The following is a 17,781-nucleotide window of genomic DNA, read 5'->3' as shown; positions in this document are numbered from 1 at the left end:
CTGATGCGTCATGAGCATGTAAGGGTTCCTACGCCCTACCACTGCATCCACAGTGGCAGCGAAAGGATATCCAATCAGCCCAATTCGCACCAGTTCATGCCGGTCGACACAGCTTGAAGGAAATTTCCGGAATTTTTGTACGAAATTTCCGAATCACCGCTCGAAGGCGTTGGCGACTGTGAGAGAGGCGAGTCAGGAAAAACATCAGAAAAGGACGAGTTACCGATTCGAGGGGGCGCTGAACAGCGACGGTATAGCAGGCAATGACTCGCGATAATTCCATGGACACAGAACCAAAGCGGGAGCTAGCCTGCTTACGAACGCAACGCCCCGGTCAAAAACAACCGACTGACACATCGCAATTCGCCGCAACCCAGCTCCCACTCAAAGGGCACTCAATATGCCCAGTCAACCAGCGTCCTACGACTCAACCACCAGCGCTTTCTTCAGCCTGGCATTTTGATAACCTCGCAGAACCAGAACAACCACCATCCCGCACAGAACCCCTGTGGCATTAGCCACCATATCTCCCCAGGAAGCCGTACGCAGCGGCATCAAGCTCTGCTCCAGCTCGATCAGCATCGATCCCAGCAACGGCCAAAATAGCAGCCAGCCCAGCCGCGTGCCGGGGAACGCCAGGTAGGCGCTCACCGTCAAGCAGGCGAAGCCGGCCCAGTGATGCAGCTTGTCCTGATTCTCGAATACCTGCGGCACCGGCTCGCCGCGCATGCCGGCGAAACACAGCACCAGCAGGATCACGAAAAACGCCAGTTTGGGCAGGACACGCAGAATCCGCTGCTTCATTCGGTAACCTTGTAGAAGTTGTTGTGGAACAGGTCGATGTTGCGACGCTCGGTCAGGGAATACAGCGAGTAGCTGCGTGCCAGGGCAGCGCCACCGTCTCGAGTCAATGGTGTCCACGCAAGGTTAGCCCGGCGAGTGGTCGAACTGGCCATCAATTCGTCGAACGGTATCGAGAAATAGATACCCTTGCCGAAACTACCCTCACCGTACTCCTCTTTCGTTGCGTTGGTGATCGTTACCCAACCACCGAACCGCACTCCGTTGGAGAACTCGCGGGACAAGTCCAAAGTAGCGCCGTAGTCTTTGGCCAAATAACGCCCGACGCTGAGTGCCCCCAGAATGTCCTGGAACGAACTCCGATAGTAAAGCGTAGCGTTGCCGGTGATGGTGCTGTAGTCACGCAGACCCAAGCCCTGATCGAAATCACGCTGCTTGACCCAGTTCATGTCCCCACCAACCGCCCAGCGCTCGCCCATGGGACGGTACAGTGCTTCACCGCCGACGCCGGCGAACATCGATTCCAGATAGCCGCCGTACACCATGCCGTAGAGGTCTTCGTCCAGCTGCTTGACTTTATTCAACTGGAAGGTGGGCATCGTCACTTCCGACGTGGTCATGTACTGCCGCAGGTCGGTACGCACCCGTGGCAAGCCGCTGGGTGCGTCGTACTTGAACTTGTCGAAATTGTTGATCAGGTTCGCGCTCAACAGGCCGCTCCACTACAGATCAGGCTGGAACCGGTACTCGGCACTCAAATCGGCACTGAATTGGTACAACAGGAAGCCGTCAGGACCGCCGACGTTCTGTTTGTACCCGAGGCCCAGGCCGTAGGTGAACTTGTCCGGCGTTTTCGCGTACAGGGTTTTTTCATGATGCGGTACCGGAACATTCTGCTCGGTTACCCGGCGCAGGTCTTCCAGCGGACGATCTTCCTGCACCACTTCGCGGAAAGTATCCCGGGGCAGGCTGACTTCCTGGACTGGCAAGCTGTAACGGGTGTCGACCATGGTGAACCAGTCGATCTGATCGTTAACGCTGTTGTCGAGGATGCGCGAGCGCGGCCGACGGCTTTCGGGGTGTGGAAGTAGCGCTCAAAGGATCAGATGCTCACAAAACTTGGGCCTGCACCGACGCAGGGCCGCGTTATGCCCACTATCACCGGGCCACCAAGTCTGCGATCGTTGCCCCGAACATTCTTGATCTTCGCTTTAATCCAAGCCGGCCAGATACGCTTTGGGCAGATTCACTATCGGGGGGGACACCTATTCAACACAAAAAAACAGCTATCCTCACAAATGTCGGTCTGTTCTAGACCAGTAGCGTACTGATGGAGTTCTTATGAAAAGAGCCAATCTTACCGCTGTTGTCTCCACCCTGTTTGCGGCAACCTTCCCAACAGTTTCTAGCGCTATATCTCCTTCAGATCCAGTTTTTGCCGTAGGCTTTCTGGGAAGCTATAGCGTTCTCGAATTCACAGGGCACAGAAGCACGAACACCGAACACATTCCGGAAGGAGGGTTATTTCTAAACTTTGGTAACGAAATGACGGCTCAAACCGGTTTTATCTATCATGCGGAGATAACGGGTCAGTACTCCGAAGAAAAGAATCAGGCAGTAACGGATGGCCAGGTCGACGTGGATCTTGGCTGGCGGACTGATTTGAACGCGCGTAACTTTTTAGATCTGTCGCTGGGCGGAGGATACAAATGGAATCGATTTCAACCAGAGTCTAGCAAGTACGACATCGATCTCACCAGCCGCACTTCTTTCGCTAAAGTTGCTGCTGGCTACAATCATCGGTTCAACACAACAACCTTGCGTTTTGAAGCGGGAATTCGAAGAGTAATAAATGGTGATTCACAGCTAAAACTCCATGGAATAAACAGCGAGAGTCTGGATTTAAAAGCTACCAACAATCCTTTCGCCGAGCTGAGTATTCTATTGAATCGAGGATCGATTCCGATCTTAGCGTCCCTATACTACAACCGCTTCAATTATGACCTCGATGGTCAATTTGCAGTGACTGACGTCGACAAACAATCCCGGGAGGAATATGGCGTGAAATTGGGCTTGGTTTTTTAACCCAACGGTGGATCTTTTCTATGGTTAACGACCCTACCTGACCAAAAAAGATCCTTTTTTATACGCGTTGGCACCTCGAAGCTCTTCTGTCATCTTGCCCACGCCATTCGGCTCGAATAGACCCATTTAACCTAAAGCCGAACTACGCTCACTTAGATCCCCTGCTACTTTTGGCTATCTCGTTATCAGCTTCCCAAGCTGATATTAGGGATCGACTCCCTTCATTCGCTCCACTATGTTCAAGGCCTATAGCCGTGTCGATTTTTTTCGCATCCGGCGGGGGGCCGTATTGGGGGCGACAGAAATCGGGACGGATTTAGCTTTGTCCTCAACTCCTGCGCACGAACCGCCGATGCTAAGCTGTCTCCATAAACACTGAGGTAAGCAGTATGTGCACGGCGGCCAATACACCGCTGATCGATTTGTCCGTTGCCACTCCGCCTCGAACCACTTGCCGCCTGCGCTGTTCGAGCAACAGGGCGGGTTAATACTCCTACGGAATAGATTAAAAAAAACTGAACCACTACGGCTCGCTCGCGATGGACGTACACGATCGCTGCCGACCTGACGCCCTGCGAAACATGTAAGAACCCGCCTAACTATCAAGTCCATGAAAGCCGGTCAGCTTCAAACACCAGGCAACGGAAAGTCCACGATACGATCACCGCAAAACCGTTAAGACTCATCCTGAGCCCGAACAACAACCAAAAAACCGGTAAAGTTCGTGGGCAACCCCGCGCATTCCAAGCCCACACAGGTGGTGGCAGGAGCGAGGCTTGCCCGCGAAGGCGCCTGTTGAGACGCCTCAACTACCAGGGTTAATCACGCCACCAAAACAGCCTGAGGTTGTGGTCGCAATCGTCGCTCAACCACCTCCAGCACATCACAGCCATCGCGCAACGAAATGGCGCAGAGCAGGGCGAAGTCACTGAGGATGAACGACTCGCACTCGATCGTGCCCCGCATGGCCAGGTTTTCGAGCACCTGGGTGACGGCCTCGATTCGGTACTTGGCAGCGCCGATCAATACATCGAGTGGGGCTTGGGTGTCGACGAACAATGTAGGCATGTCGTCGCAGTTGCTGGTAAGCGGTTTGAAGCGGTTTTCAGGGTAGGGGGGTGGTTTTTTGTAGGGTGGGTCGGGGTGAAGTGCTCTCATTTTTTGCCCTTGGTGAATTCATTTGAACTACCACCGGCCTTTCCTACGGGCTTGGGTGGCAGCCGTACGCGGGAGTAGGAAACTGAGGATTCACCAAACTCAGCCACGCCGAGGCGTGTCCCGCGCACAGCCGCCGCGAACGATTTTACGGACACAGGTTATGTGCCGCAATCAAACGACTGACGCGCGGTGAATCTCCAAGGGTTCCTACGCCCTACCACTGCATCCACAGTGGCCGCGAAATATTATTCCATTAGCCCACTTCGCACCAGTTCATGAACGCCTACACGACTCGAAGGAATCTTCCGAAGACCTTGTAGGAATATTCCATATTTGCGCTCAACAGCGCGGGCGACTTTGAGAGAGACGAGTCAGGAAAGACATCAGAAAAGGACGAGTTACCGATTGGAGGGGCGCTCACTAGCGACGGTATAGCGATGAGCAGGCAATAACTCACGATGATTCCATGCACGCAGACAACGCCTCCGCAAGACGAAGCTGCTCAGCAGTCGGCTCGATTCTTGACGATGCCCATCCAGGGCTAGCCCTGCTTTAGCGTGCCCAACATCTGCGCAAACACCGCCAATGGCATGTTGTAGCGACGAACCAGATTGTGCGGCGCATGGATAAATTCCTCGCGAGAAAGCCCGCTGATCTCGACAAAGTCGTCGTTACAGTAGGGAATCACGCCCTTGGCATCGATCGTGGAAATCAACCGCTGCTGAGCCGGGAAGGTCCGTTCGCGTTGAGTGATGGGCTGGCTATTACGCATGGCATATTCAATCCGTGAGGTTTTCACAGGGTTTAGGTCATGAAGAGGTTTGATTGAATATATTGTTCGCCGGGCGTCAGGCGTGGATCGAGGCGGGAATGCGACGATGGGTCGTAATGTAAAGGTTTGTAAGGGTTCCCCTCGTGAGGCGCTCAGCGTATGATTTCGCGCCCCCTGGCGCTGGTGCCTTTAGTGGCTCACCGCTTGGAGCGGCACTGGTGTCAAAGCCGGGTAGAAAGTACTCCTAATAATAAATACAAAGTCGCTGCCCAACTGAATTTAGCGAGTTTCTCAACGTTATGTCGGACCCACGAGGGCGTTCGACGCACCCATCGCACGAAGCGATGGCGGTACGGTTGAGAATATAAAATGGTGGATAAGAATCATGCGTAAAAAAGTTGCAATTATTGGGGCTTCGTTCCGTTTTCCCGGCTCCACTTCCGCAACTTTTTGGCAGAACCTGCTGGAGGGGCACGACTTCATCACTCAGGTCGACCCGTCCCGCTGGTCCCGCGATGCGTTTTTCCACCCCGACAAGGCCAATCCTGGCACCACCTACACTTTGGCGGCTGGTACGCTGGGTGATATCTCCACTTTCGATGCCGGATTCTTCAGCATTTCTCCCCGCGAAGCGGCGATCATGGATCCCCAGCAGCGCCTGTTGCTTGAGCTGGGATGGGAAGTATTCGAAAATGCCGGGGTAAAACCGTCGAGCGTGCGCGGAAGCAATTGCGGTGTCTATCTGGGCATTGCCAGCACCGACTATGCCTATCGCCTGTCCCATGACCTGTCGCTGGTGGATGCCTCGACGGCCACGGGCAACACCTTCAGCATTGCGGCCAATCGCCTGTCTTACTTTTATGACCTGCACGGTCCGAGCATGGCGGTCGATACCGCGTGTTCCTCGTCGCTGGTGGCGTTTCACCAGGCCTGCCAGGCCATTCAAAGCGGCGATATCGACCAGGCACTGGCCGGCGGTATCAGCCTGCACCTGCACCCGTTCGGCTTTTTGATCTTCTCCAAGGCATCGATGTTGTCGCGCAAAGGGCGCTGCAACGTCTTCGACGAAGCTGGTGACGGTTATGTGCGTTCCGAAGGGGCAGGGCTGTTCTACCTCAAGGATTACGACAAGGCACTGGCCGACGGTAACCAGATCCTCGCTGTCGTCGCCGGCAGCGCGGTCAATACCGACGGGCGCAAGTCCGGCCTGACAGTGCCCAGTGCCGATGCGCAGGCGGCGTTGATGACCCAGGCCTACGCCAGCGCCGGGATCTCGCCGACCGACATCGATTACCTGGAAGCCCACGGTACGGGTACACCCGTTGGCGATCCCATCGAAAGCCGGGCCATCGGTCTGGCATTGGGCCAGGCACGCGGGGCGGACAGACCGTTGTTGATTGGCTCGGTCAAGAGCAACATCGGTCACCTGGAGGCCGCTTCGGGCGTGGCCGGGTTGATGAAGGCGCTGTACTGCGTCACTGAGCGCCAGGTGCCGGCCACCATCGGCATCAAGAACCTAAACCCGCGTATTCCGTTCGCCGACCTCAACCTCAACGTCGCTACCCGCAACCACGCCCTCAAACCGAGCGGCACGCTGGTAGTGGGTGTCAACTCGTTCGGTTTCGGCGGCGCCAACGCTCACGTCATCCTGCAAAGTCACACGCCGCAGGCCGTATTGCTGGTCGACCAGGCAGGGGTAGTGCCGTTGATGGTCACGGCAAAGGACAGCGTCGGGTTGGCGGCAATGGCCGAAAGCATTGCCGAGTACCTGGGCGATCACCCGAAAGCCGGCCTGTATGACGTGGCGTACCAAGCAATGATGCGTCGCGATCTGCATCCGCAGCGTTTGGTGGTGTTCGAGGCCGATCAACAGCAAAGCGCCCAGGCGCTGCTGGATTTCGCCCTTGACCCGGCTGTCTCGGCCTTGAGCTCGGTGGTCGAAAGCGGTCGCGCATTGGATCAGGCCAAGGGGCCGGTGTTCGTGTACTCCGGCAATGGCTCGCAGTGGCAGGGCATGGGAAAGGCGTTGCTCGCGGATGCGGTGTTTCATGCTGCGGTGACCGAACTCGACGCACTGTTCCAGCCACTGGCGGGCTATTCGCTGATTGCCGAACTGGCGGGCGAGTACGGCCAGGAGCGTTATCACCTGACCGAACTCGCCCAGCCGGCGCTGTTCGCGCTGCAAGTGGGCGTGACGCGCATGCTGGCCAGCCAAGGTGTGGTGCCGCAGGTGGTGATGGGCCACAGTGTTGGCGAAGTGGCAGCCGCCTGGGCCTGTGGCTCGCTGACACTGGCCGACGCGACGCGTGTGATTTACCACCGCAGTCGCCTGCAGGGGCTGACTGCAGGCTCCGGGCAGATGTCCGCCGTGGGACTGTCGGGCAGTGATATCGCGAACCTGTTGCTGGAGTTGGGCTTGGACGACGTGGTCGTCGCCGGCGAAAACAGCTTCAAGGGTGCCACCGTGGCCGGTTCCGTGGCAGGACTTGAGCGCCTGGAACAAGCGCTGACCGAGCGCCAGGTGTTCGTCCGTCGCCTTGGCCTGGATTACGCCTTCCACTCGCCGGCAATGAATGTGATCGCCGAACAGGTGGTTGAGGCGCTTCGCGACATCGCGCCGCTTGCCAGCAACATCCCGATGTATTCCACGGTCACCGGTGGCTTGCTTGATGGCGAACGCCTGGACGCTGAGTACTGGTGGCAGAACATCCGTTTCCCGGTGCTGTTCCAGTCCGCCAGCGAGACGCTGTGCGAGCATGGCTATAACGTCTTCGTCGAAGTCGGCCCGCATCCGATCCTGCGCAGCTACGTCACCGATGCCCTGGCGGCACGCGAGCAACAGGGCGTGGTGATCGCCACTCTCAAGCGCCATGAGGATGCAGCGTCAATGGTCACCCGAGCGGTCGCCAAGGTGTTGATCAGTGGTGTAGACACCGACCTGGCGTGCCTGTTTCCGAGCACCGGCCGCTTCGTGCGCTTGCCCAACTATGCCTGGCAGCGAGAGCGGCACTGGCATGCCGATACGCCGGAGTCGGCGCGCACGCTGTACCTCGCCCGCCTGCATCCGCTGCTGGGCCATGCAGTACCCGGTCACGAGCTGACCTGGGACAATCGCCTGGACACGCAACTGTTTCCGTCCCTGGAAGACCACAAGGTCGGCGACGCCGTGCTATTCCCCGGCGCCGGTTTCACCGAATTGGTGCTGGCGGCAGCGCAGTGCTACCAGCCGGGTGAGTTCGTCGATATCGAAGAGCTGGAAATTCACAGCCCGCTAGTGCTGCACGCCGAGTCGAGCAAGCGCGTGCGTGTGCAGATCGACAGTAGCGATGGCACCGTATCGATCGTTTCGCGCAGCACTTCCCAGGAAGAACCCTGGGCCCGCCACGTAGTTGCCCGCCTGCCCGGCGAGGCCCGTGGTGTCCTGTTAAACGAAACGGCGCCAGCGTTGCCAACCCGCGCTGCGGATTTCACTCGTGCCGAACATTTGCAACTGACCTCTGCGGTCGGACTGAACTACGGCCCGGCATACCAGGCCATCGAAGCCGGCTGGATCGATGGTGACCAAGTGCTGGCACAGCTGAGCCCGCCGAGCGTTATCGTTTCCGAACTGGCGGCCTTGCACCTGCACCCGGCGTTGCTGGACAGCGCATTCCAGTTGATAACCCAGTTGCTCAGTCGCGATCCGAAAGCGCGTAACGGGTTGGCGTTCATCCCGGTGAAACTGGGGCGTATCAACTTCGCCGTGGGCAGTCTGCCGCCAACCCTGGCCAAGGTTTGCCTGATGCGTCGTTCGGAGCACTCGCTGCTGGCTGATTTCACCTTGTACGACGCCCAAGGGCGCGCTGTGGTGTGCATCAAGGGCGCGCGTTTCCGTGCCGTCAAGTTGCACAAGGACCGCAGTGGCGATCTGAAACTGGCGGATTTCGCTGGCATTGCCAAACCTTGGCCGCTGGCCGCGCGTGTGTTGCCGCAACCGGCCTCGCCATTGCGCAGCGTCTTGGCGCAAAGCCTGGCGTCGGTGATCGATGAGCCGACCTTGGTGCGTTACAGCCAGGAAGTCGATCCATTGCTGGACAGCCTGTGCGCCAGCTTCGTGCTGGAGGCCATCGAATCCCTCGGCGGACAGCTCAGTGCGGCGCAACGGGTGACGTGGCAGGCAGTGGCGCAAGGTTTCTCGGGCTACCTCGATCATCTGTTGCAACAAGCGTTGGACGACGGCAGCCTGATCGCCAGCGGTGACGGCTGGCAGTTGGTCGATCAGGGCGAACGGCCAAGTGCCCAAGACATCTGGCAGGAACTGTTCCGCAGTTATCCCGAGCACTTCCAGATCATTCACTCGGTGGGCCGTATCGGCATCCACCTGCTGGACCTGCTCAGCGGAGCAGTGCAGATCGAAACGCTGCTGCCTCGTGAAACCTCGCCGGCACAACTTGCACGTCAGGTGCTGGGTGCCAGCGGCTATCACGCTTTGCTGGACGCGATCAAACACCACATCGAACAACGCCTGGCCGTGATGCCAGCGGGCCAGCGACTGCGCATACTCGAGCTCGGCTTCGGCGGTTCGCCCTTCGCCGCGCAACTTTGTGCGCAGCTGGACTTCGATCGTGTCGACTACCAGTACAGTGCCGACGACCTGGACCCGGCCAGCATGCTGCAAGCCGACTTCCCGGACTTGCGTCTGCTCAGCCTGAGCGACGCCGCTCAACTGCCGGCCGTGCCCGCCCAGGGTTTTGACCTGGTGCTGGTCGCCACCGACCTGGCACCGTTGCAAGCCATCAGCGAAGGCCTGCGCCATGGCGCAGGGAGGTTGTCGGCCGGTGGCCAGTTGATGCTATTGGCGCAGCATCCGGCCCGTTGGGCAGATTTCGTCTTCGGCGCGCAACCTTCGTGGTGGCTTGCCGGACAGGGGCAGGGCAGCCTGTCGGTGCAGCAGCGCCCGGGTTTCTGGCAACAGGAACTGCGCCGTCACGGCCTGAGCGTTGGCGATGCGCTGGAATTGAGCCCGGCCATGTCCAGCGGCAGCTACGTGCTGGTGGGTGCAGCCGTAGCGGCGGCGGCATTCGATCCCCTGCCATTGCCTGCCCAGCGCTGGTTGCTGGTTGCCGATGAGCAGGGCGCGGAACAGGCCTTCGCCCAACAACTGGCCACAGCCCTGCGCGAGCAGGGGCAAAGCGTTGACTGGCTGGCGCCGGCATCGGCCCAGGATCTGGCCGTACAACTGCGCGCAACGCCGGCGCCGCAGCACCTGCTGTTGCTCAGTGGTCTGTTCGGCAACCAGGGCCTGGATGACCAGGCGCGGCGCTGCATGCTGGCCGCGGCAATGACCCAGGCGTGCGAACAGGCGGGCATGAGTCCCGATTGCTGGCTGTTGACCCGTGGTGCGGCGTTGCAGTTGCTGCCGGCCGCGGCACAGGTCGCTGGTGACCTGCCATCCCTCGCCGATGCGGCGTTGTGGGGTTTTGGTCGCACCCTCGCCAACGAAGCAGTGGGTTGCCGCGTGCGCCTGCTGGATCTGGCCGAGGGGGCCGGGGTCGAAGCGTTGCTGCCGGCCTTGCTCAATTGCGATGACGAAACCGAACTGGCCATCAGTGCCGAGGGCGATCGTTACGTGGCCCGCCTGCGGGTGCGCCCTGATCAGTTGGATGTTGAAGTCGGGCAACAGTCCGCGACCCAGGTCAGCCTTGGTTTCGAACTGCCGGGCCAGTTGCGCAACCTGCGCTGGGAGGCCCACGAGCCGTTGCTGCCAGCGGGCGACGAACTGGACATCGAGGTCCAGGCCACCGGCCTCAACTTCCGCGATGTCATGTATGCCCTCGGACTGTTGTCGGACGAGGCCATCGAGAACGGCTTCTCCGGCCCGACCCTGGGCTTCGAATTCGCCGGTGTCGTACGCGCCAAGGGCGATCATGTGGAAGGTGACTTCCAACCAGGTGATCGGGTTGTCGGCTTTGGCCCGTCCAGCTTCGCCAACCGCCTGATCACCAATGCCAATGCGGTGGCACGGATTCCCGAGGGCATGTCCTTCGAGGCGGCGGCGACCATCCCGAGCACCTTCTTTACCGTGTACTACGCGCTGCACCACTTGGCACGCCTGGAACCGGGCGAGAAAATTCTCATCCACGGCGCTGCAGGCGGTGTCGGCATCGCCGCGATTCAGATCGCCAAATGGTGCGGGGCCGAGATCTACGCCACCGCCGGCAGCGATGAAAAACGCGACTTCCTGCGCTTGCTCGGAGTCGAGCATGTGTTCGATTCACGCTCGCTGGCGTTTGCCGACGAGATCCTGGCGATCACCGCCGGCCGTGGCGTCGACGTGGTACTCAATTCCCTGGCGGGCGAGGCGATCAACCGCAACCTGCAAGTACTCAAGCCATTCGGCCGTTTCCTGGAACTGGGCAAGCGTGACTTCTACCAGAACACCAAGATCGGCCTGCGACCGTTCCGCAACAACATCAGTTATTTCGGCATCGACGCCGACCAGTTGATGAGCGAACGTCCGGACCTGACCCGCCGCCTGTTTGGCGACATGATGCAACTGTTCCGCGACGGCATCCTCAGCCCGTTGCCGTACCGCGAGTTCGACGCCAACGACGTCGTCGAGTCGTTCCGCTACATGCAGCAGGCGCGGCAGATCGGCAAGATCGTCGTCACCTACCGCACGCCGATCCAGCAGGTATTCCGCGCGCCGCTGGTACAGACGCCGGCCTTGCAGCTGGCGGCCGACGGCACCTATCTGGTGACCGGCGGGCTCAGCGGTTTCGGGCTGCGCACCGCACAATGGCTTGTGGACAAGGGTGCTCGTCGCCTGGTGTTGCTGGGCCGGCGTGGCGCCGCCACCGAAGAAGCGCAACCGGCGCTGGCGACCTGGCGCGAGCAAGGCATCGAAGTGCAGGCGCTGGCGTGCGACATCACCGACAGCGCCCAGTTGCGCAGCGTGCTGGCCAGCATCGAAGCTTCCAGGACGCCGCTGCGTGGCGTGGTGCATGCGGCCACCGTGTTCGAAGACGGGCTGATCCGCAATCTGACCCAAGCGCAATTGCAACGGGTGCTCGAACCCAAGGCCAAGGGCGCGCAGTACCTGCACGAACTGACCGCGCACCTGGCCCTGGATTTCTTCGTGCTGTTCTCCTCGGCGACCACGCTATTCGGCAACCCGGGGCAGGCCAACTACGTGGCGGCCAACCATTGGCTCGAAGCCCTGGCCCGTCATCGCCTGCTGCAAGGCCTGCCGGCCACGGCGGTGCTGTGGGGGGCCATCGACGATGCCGGTTTCCTCGCTCGCAATCAGGACGTGAAGGACGCCCTGCAAAGTCGCATGGGTGGTGCGGCCTTGCAGTCGCAAACCGCACTCGACACCCTGGAACGCCTGCTGCTGCAACAGCGTTCGGGCCTTGGTGTGCTGGAGCTCGACTGGAAAGCCCTATCTCGCTTCCTGCCGGCCGCTGGTTCGCCGAAGTTCAGTGAACTGGCGCGGCTGCACAGTGGCGAGCAGGAGGAAGAGAGCAACGTCGATGACATCCAGCGCCTGTTGGCCGAGATGAACGATCAGGAACTCACCGAACTGTTCGCCGAGATGCTGAAGCAGGAAATCAGCGAGATCCTGCGCATGCCGACCAGCAAGCTCGACAGCAGCCGACCGCTGCAGGAACTGGGGCTGGACTCGTTGATGAGTGTGGAGCTGGTGGTGGCGGTCGAGGAGCGCTTCGGCATTCGCTTGCCGGTGATGGAGTTGAGCGAAACCTCAAGCATTGCCAAACTGACCGTGCGCATTCTTGAACTGCTGCGCGGCAACCAGGACGCCCCCGTTGCCGAAGACAACTTGCAGGCGCTGACACTGGCACGACATGGTGCCGAACTGTCCGAGGCTGAACTGGCCCAGGTCCGTCAGGGTGCGCACGAGCCAGATTCCCAACTATCCCGTTTGATCAATTGACTATGACCTCTAAAAGTTCAGCAGGGCTTGGCGCTTCGATGAAAGACAAGCTGATCCAGCAAGCCCTGGAACGACGCCTGCGGCAGACCGGCGACGGTGCGCCGCCGGCTTCGATGGCGGACGTCAGCCGCAGTTTCCGGTCGGTGCCGGAGCAGTTCTACCGCTTCGATCAGCATCCGGGTTACCAGCAACTGCGGATCATGCATGACAGCGCGGCGCGCTTTGGCCTGGCCAACCCGTTCTTCAAGCTGCATGAAAGCCTGGCCGGAGCGGAAACGACGATCCAGGGCCAGCGCTTCGTCAATTTCGCCAGCTACAACTACCTGGGTTACTCCGGTCATCCGGTAGTTGTCGAGGCGGCCAAGGCTGCCATCGATCACTACGGCACTTCGGTGTCGGCCAGTCGCCTGGTGTCCGGCGACCGACCGATCCATCGCGAGCTGGAAGCCGAGCTGGCGCGGCTTTACGAAGTGGATGACGCCGTGACCTTTGTCAGTGGGCATGCCACCAACGTCACCACCATTGGCTACCTGTTCGGCCCGCGGGACCTGGTGATCCACGACGAACTTATCCACAACAGCGTGCTGCAAGGCATTCAGTTGTCCGGCGCGCGCCGCTTGAGTTTTGCCCACAACGACTATGAGGCCCTCGACCGTCTGCTGGGCGATCAGCGCCAGCACTTCGAACGGGTGCTGGTCGTGCTTGAAGGCATCTACAGCATGGACGGCGACTACCCTGACCTGCCGCGCTTCGTCGAGCTAAAGAACAAGCACAAGGTGTTTTTGATGGTCGACGAGGCCCACTCGCTGGGTGTCATGGGCGCCAACGGCAAGGGCATTCGCGAACACTTCGGCCTGGCGGGTTCTGACGTCGACATCTGGATGGGTACCCTGAGCAAGACCCTAGCCAGTTGTGGTGGCTACATTGCCGGTGAGTCGGCCCTGGTCGAGCACCTGAAGTTCATGGCGCCGGGCTTTCTCTACAGCGTCGGCATGCCGGCCTCGGTGGCGGCGGCGGCACTGGCCGCTGTGCGCTGCATGGCCCACGACGCCGAGCGGGTGGCCACCTTGCAGGCACGCGGTCAACAGTTTCTCGCCCTGGCCCGCGAGGCGGGGCTGGACACAGGCACCAGTACCGGGCTTGCGGTAATCCCGGTGATTACCGGCAGTTCACTCAAGGCCACCCAATTGTCCGGCGCCTTGGCCAAACGCGGGATCAACGCCCAACCGATCCTGCACCCGGCCGTCCCGGAAAAAGCTGCCCGCGTGCGCTTCTTCGTCTCGTGCCTGCACACCCCCGAACAAATCGCCGAGACCGTGGCCATCGTTGCGCAGGAACTGCAAAAGCTGTAACGCAGATGCCCTATCCGCATCGCAGCAATGGCGGCCGGACAGCCGACCAGTCATGCGGGAGCCAGCTTGCTGCGTGCGGCGTTCCGGCGATGGACCCAGTGGTTGTTGCATAAGGCTGGTGCCTTCGCCGGCAAGCCTTCAGAACATCCCTGTGAGGTACCGCCGAATCTGTCGATAACGTGCACAGCTCTCGAGCAAGCCAGCTTTGGGGCGACTTTTTTGCGCCTGGGCTTGTTGCGGGCTGCAGGGTAGGCCGCGGATTTGTGCCAGGGTTTGTTCATTGCCGCACGGCAATTCCAGCGCATCCCGGCGGATACGCCACAGTGGCACGCCATGGGCGTTGGCACGGGCTTGCAGGTCGTTCGATTCACAGGCCTGCCACACCAGCAGCTTGCCGGCTTCGCGTGCCACTGCTGGGATCAATTCCGCGTTATCGTGAGCAAACGTCAACTCACCCCAGCGGCTGTTGAGTAACCTGCGCATCGCTGGCCGCTCGCGCCGAGGCACGCCGATTACCGTCACGCTGCCGGCAAACTGGCTGTCCTGCTGTTTTTGCCGGACCAATTGCCGGGCCACAGTCATTACGTCGCAGCGCTGGTCGGTCAACGGGTCGACATAACGGCAATAGCGGATATACGCCGCCGCCACCAATTGCTCAAGCGTAGGGCGTGCCTGGCGCCGGGGAATGGCCAGGCGATCATCGGTCAAGCCCCAGCCGGCATAGAACGGCAAGCCAAAACAAGTCACCGGGATGCCCTGGATCAAGGCCTCAAGCCCGGCCTGGCTGGTGCCTACATACACCCTCTGGGCCCGCCGCGCCAGCGAAGCCCAGGACACATGACGACTCTCCAGCACCACACCGCGGGCGCGTGCGGCATCGAGCAGACAGCTTTTCTTGTGGCCGTTGATGCAGTCCGGGTGAATCCGCACCCGCACATCCGCCTCGGGATTTTCCGCCAGTGCGGCATCCAGCATGCGGATAAAGTCCGCTTCACACAGCCCGCCACCGGGAATCGAAAAGTCGCCGTAGGTCTGATCCACCACCAGCACCAAGGGCCGTTCACGTCCCAGCGGATCCTCATTGATCAAGTCCGGCGCATTGTTGTACTTGCCGATACCGCTGCTGCGGATCAGGGCAATCAATTCCTGGGCTGTGGCCAGTTCTGCAGCGCTCAGGGTGTGCGGCACCTGAAGGATGTTTTCCAGCAGCGACGGTCGATCGGCCAGGTAGTGAATGCCGATCGGATCGACCACCATCGACATCGGCGTATCGCCTTCCACCCCCAGCGATGAGGAACGCAAAAAGCCGTCCTCCAGCGCCACATAGGGAATACCCCAGCGCTTGCACAGCATCCGGGCATGATCGGACGAGCTTTTGTAGCCGATCCCGGAAATCGCCTTCAACCCTGCCGGCCGCTGTTGACCGCGTCGCCACAACCATTTTGGCGTCCCTTCGGGGTCGAGAAACTCACCCAGGTGAAAGACTTTCCACATCACCCATTGCGACATGATGCCCACCCAGCCGGGACCTTCCACCAGTGACTCAAGAGGGCGATTCATTGGCGGGGCGCTCGTGGCGGCAATGTGTGGCGCAGGTTGACGACGGTGGGAATGAGTAAAAGACGGCCGAGCCAGCTCAGGCCAAGGGTGCGAATTGCTGTAAAGCCGTGCCTGTCGTATAGCGCGCGAGCTGAGAGATTATTCACCTGCACTTCCAGCTCGATTTTTTGATAGTCATTGCATCGGGCCCGATCAAATGAGGACAGCAGCAAAGCACTGCCAACACCCTGGCGCTGCGCGCTTTTGCGCACGCGCAAACCATACAGGTAAAACCCGTAATACCATTCGCGCCACTCGCTGATCACGAACATGCCGTAGCGCAGCGCACCATAGAAGCTGCCGAACTCAGCAAAGAATGGCCGGATGCCAGGTGAAAAAGGCCCGCGTCGACTGTGTTTGAACGCCGCATATCCGACCGGAGTAGTGTCGTGATAGGCAATCAACACCCGATCCCAATTGATTCCGTTCGCCAACAAGCGGTGACGGCACGCCTTGTCCCCAAGAATGCACTTCAGCGAGCTGCGCCCTGAGGTGATCCACCCGGCAATCATCGCGCGGTCACGCTCCAGGGCTTCGGAGGCGAGGAGAACTGGCACGGGTCGGAGAGAGGTTTTAATCATCCTGTACACATGCCATGCGATCGATAAAGGTCTTGGCCAAGTGCTCGACACCCGTGTCTGCAGGGGCACTGGCGCTGCGCGCAGTATTGGACCAGATGAAGTACTCGGTATCACCATCCGGCTCACCCAGGGCGCCATAGACGTCGGGCAGGATCGGCACGTGGTCACCAAAGAAACACAACCCGGTCGGCGTGCCGCGCGCGAGCAAGTGCTCGCGCAACTGGCCGAGCATGCGGTCGGCGTTGCCCAAGTGGCGTACGTAAGGCGCCAGGTCGCGCAGTTCTTCAGGCAGCGGGCGGTCGAACCATTGCGCGAGATCGGCCGCCTCGACGCTTTCCAGGTGTAGCGGCCCATGGTTCTCCATGGTGATGGCATGGATGTACAGCGGCTGGGTGCGCCCCGGGGCATCGAGCAGTTCGCTGATCTTGTCGGCCACGGCACAGTCACCGATAAACGGACCGGCCTTCTGCTGCTTGGTGAAGCTGCGCACGTCTATGAATTCATCGAAGCCCAACGCAGGCAAAACCTCGTTGCGACCGTAGAAACTGCCGATATAAGGATGCACGCACACCGTGCGGTAGCCACGGCGCTTGAGTTCCAGGGCGACACTGGCAACGCCCTGGCGCGCCAGGTGGCGATAGGGGTTGAATCGGTGAACACCGAGTTGGTCCACCTTGATGCCGGTCAGGAAGGCGAACTCTGTCCTTACCGTGTTGGCGCCCCAGGCCGCCACCTGCAAGCGGCCTTGAGCCAGCGCTTCACCGCGCAAGGTGTCGAAATGGTGGAGGACCTGCCCACGAACGCCTGGCCACAGACGACGCGCATCGAAAAACGATTCGCTCTGTACCGACACCAGGTCCGCCAGGGTGGCATTGGCCATAGGGCGTGCGTCCTCGTCAAGGAACGGCGAGTTCAATGACGCCAGTGCAACGGGTTGCCGGGCAGCAAAAAAGTACGTCCACAAACTGGCCGCCAGGCCCCAGCGACCCAGATCGAGGCCAGCGTCGAAGGTCGGTTGCAAGGGGTTCCGCCCGCCAAGCCAGAGCAGTGCGAAGCCAACCAGCAAAGTGCCCGTCGCCACGGCGCCGGCATTGGCGCCGACCGGCTCGAAATACAGGCCGCAGCCCAGGTAGACGACAAACAGCAAGGCGAGGCCGATGGCTTTGCCAATGCCGAAGAACGGCAGGTAGAGGCGCGGATAGCGCACGGCATCGCTGAAGTATTCGAAGTCGGCGCAGACAAAGGGTTCGCGCAGCGAATGGTATTTGGCGTTGCTCACCAGCACTATCAATAGCCATAACGCTAGAACGTTCACTGCGCTGAACCAGGCGCGGCCGGTGATCAGGTAGAGCAAGCCGACGGCGAACGCCCAGGCACCGGCGTGCAGCAGCCAGGCACGCAGCGGGCGACGCCAGCCGGGGCAGGGGACCAGTAGTTTTTCGAAGGCGCACGACAGAAGGAAACCGAGCGCAACCACCAGGCCAAAAGCACTACTCAAGA

8 protein-coding genes and 2 pseudogenes are annotated in these 17,781 nt (G+C 60.2%); 3 read left to right on the top strand and 7 right to left on the bottom strand.

The genetic code is table 11. The annotated features are described in order from the left end of the window. Positions 1-420: 420 nt before the first annotated feature. Together H7698_RS02465 and H7698_RS02460 are read right to left on the bottom strand one after the other, a co-directional pair. Positions 421-804, bottom strand: coding sequence for a teicoplanin resistance protein VanZ (locus H7698_RS02465; RefSeq protein WP_194690468.1), 384 nt, complete (start codon positions 802-804; stop codon positions 421-423). After that, positions 801-1,897 (bottom strand): annotated as a pseudogene (locus H7698_RS02460) (YjbH domain-containing protein); the annotation flags it as partial. The pseudogene H7698_RS02460 and the gene H7698_RS02465, both read right to left, overlap by 4 nt. A 245-nt stretch (positions 1,898-2,142) precedes the next feature. Here H7698_RS02460 and H7698_RS02455 point away from each other — a divergent pair. Then, positions 2,143-2,886, top strand: coding sequence for a hypothetical protein (locus tag H7698_RS02455; protein WP_194690467.1), 744 nt, complete (start codon positions 2,143-2,145; stop codon positions 2,884-2,886). A gap of 822 nt (positions 2,887-3,708) precedes the next feature. On the opposite strand, the gene H7698_RS02450 is transcribed toward H7698_RS02455, so the two are convergent. Beyond that, complete coding sequence (locus H7698_RS02450) at positions 3,709-4,044, bottom strand: hypothetical protein (protein ID WP_194690466.1); 336 nt, start codon at positions 4,042-4,044, stop codon at positions 3,709-3,711. A 544-nt stretch (positions 4,045-4,588) separates the two neighbouring features. After that, positions 4,589-4,816 (bottom strand): annotated as a pseudogene (locus H7698_RS02445) (chemotaxis protein); the annotation flags it as partial. A gap of 385 nt (positions 4,817-5,201) precedes the next feature. On the opposite strand from H7698_RS02445, the gene H7698_RS02440 reads away from it, so the two are divergent. Together H7698_RS02440 and H7698_RS02435 are read left to right on the top strand one after the other, a co-directional pair. After that, the gene (locus tag H7698_RS02440; protein ID WP_194690465.1) at positions 5,202-12,749 is read left to right on the top strand and encodes a type I polyketide synthase; all 7,548 of its coding nucleotides are present in this window, start codon (positions 5,202-5,204) and stop codon (positions 12,747-12,749) included. A gap of 2 nt (positions 12,750-12,751) precedes the next feature. Next, positions 12,752-14,101: an aminotransferase class I/II-fold pyridoxal phosphate-dependent enzyme gene (locus tag H7698_RS02435; protein WP_194690464.1), complete on the top strand. Its 1,350-nt coding sequence runs from the start codon at positions 12,752-12,754 to the stop codon at positions 14,099-14,101. A gap of 138 nt (positions 14,102-14,239) precedes the next feature. Here H7698_RS02435 and H7698_RS02430 read toward each other — a convergent pair whose 3' ends face one another. From H7698_RS02430 to H7698_RS02420, 3 genes are read right to left on the bottom strand one after another with little or no spacing between them, the layout of a single operon-like run. After that, the gene (locus H7698_RS02430) at positions 14,240-15,661 is read right to left on the bottom strand and encodes a capsular polysaccharide export protein, LipB/KpsS family (RefSeq protein WP_194690463.1); all 1,422 of its coding nucleotides are present in this window, start codon (positions 15,659-15,661) and stop codon (positions 14,240-14,242) included. Beyond that, positions 15,658-16,281 (bottom strand): GNAT family N-acetyltransferase, encoded by a 624-nt coding sequence (locus H7698_RS02425; protein ID WP_194690462.1) that lies wholly within the window; start codon positions 16,279-16,281, stop codon positions 15,658-15,660. The genes H7698_RS02430 and H7698_RS02425 overlap by 4 nt, the downstream gene beginning before the upstream one ends. Then, positions 16,274-17,779: an LTA synthase family protein gene (locus H7698_RS02420; protein WP_194690461.1), complete on the bottom strand. Its 1,506-nt coding sequence runs from the start codon at positions 17,777-17,779 to the stop codon at positions 16,274-16,276. The genes H7698_RS02425 and H7698_RS02420 overlap by 8 nt, the downstream gene beginning before the upstream one ends. Between the last annotated feature and the right edge of the window lie 2 nt (positions 17,780-17,781).

Origin of the sequence: Pseudomonas sp. p50(2008), assembly GCF_015351605.1 — a bacterium.
Taxonomy (GTDB): Bacteria; Pseudomonadota; Gammaproteobacteria; order Pseudomonadales; family Pseudomonadaceae; genus Aquipseudomonas.
Note: the sequence above shows the minus strand (reverse complement) of the source record. Positions and strands in the feature narration are given on the sequence as shown.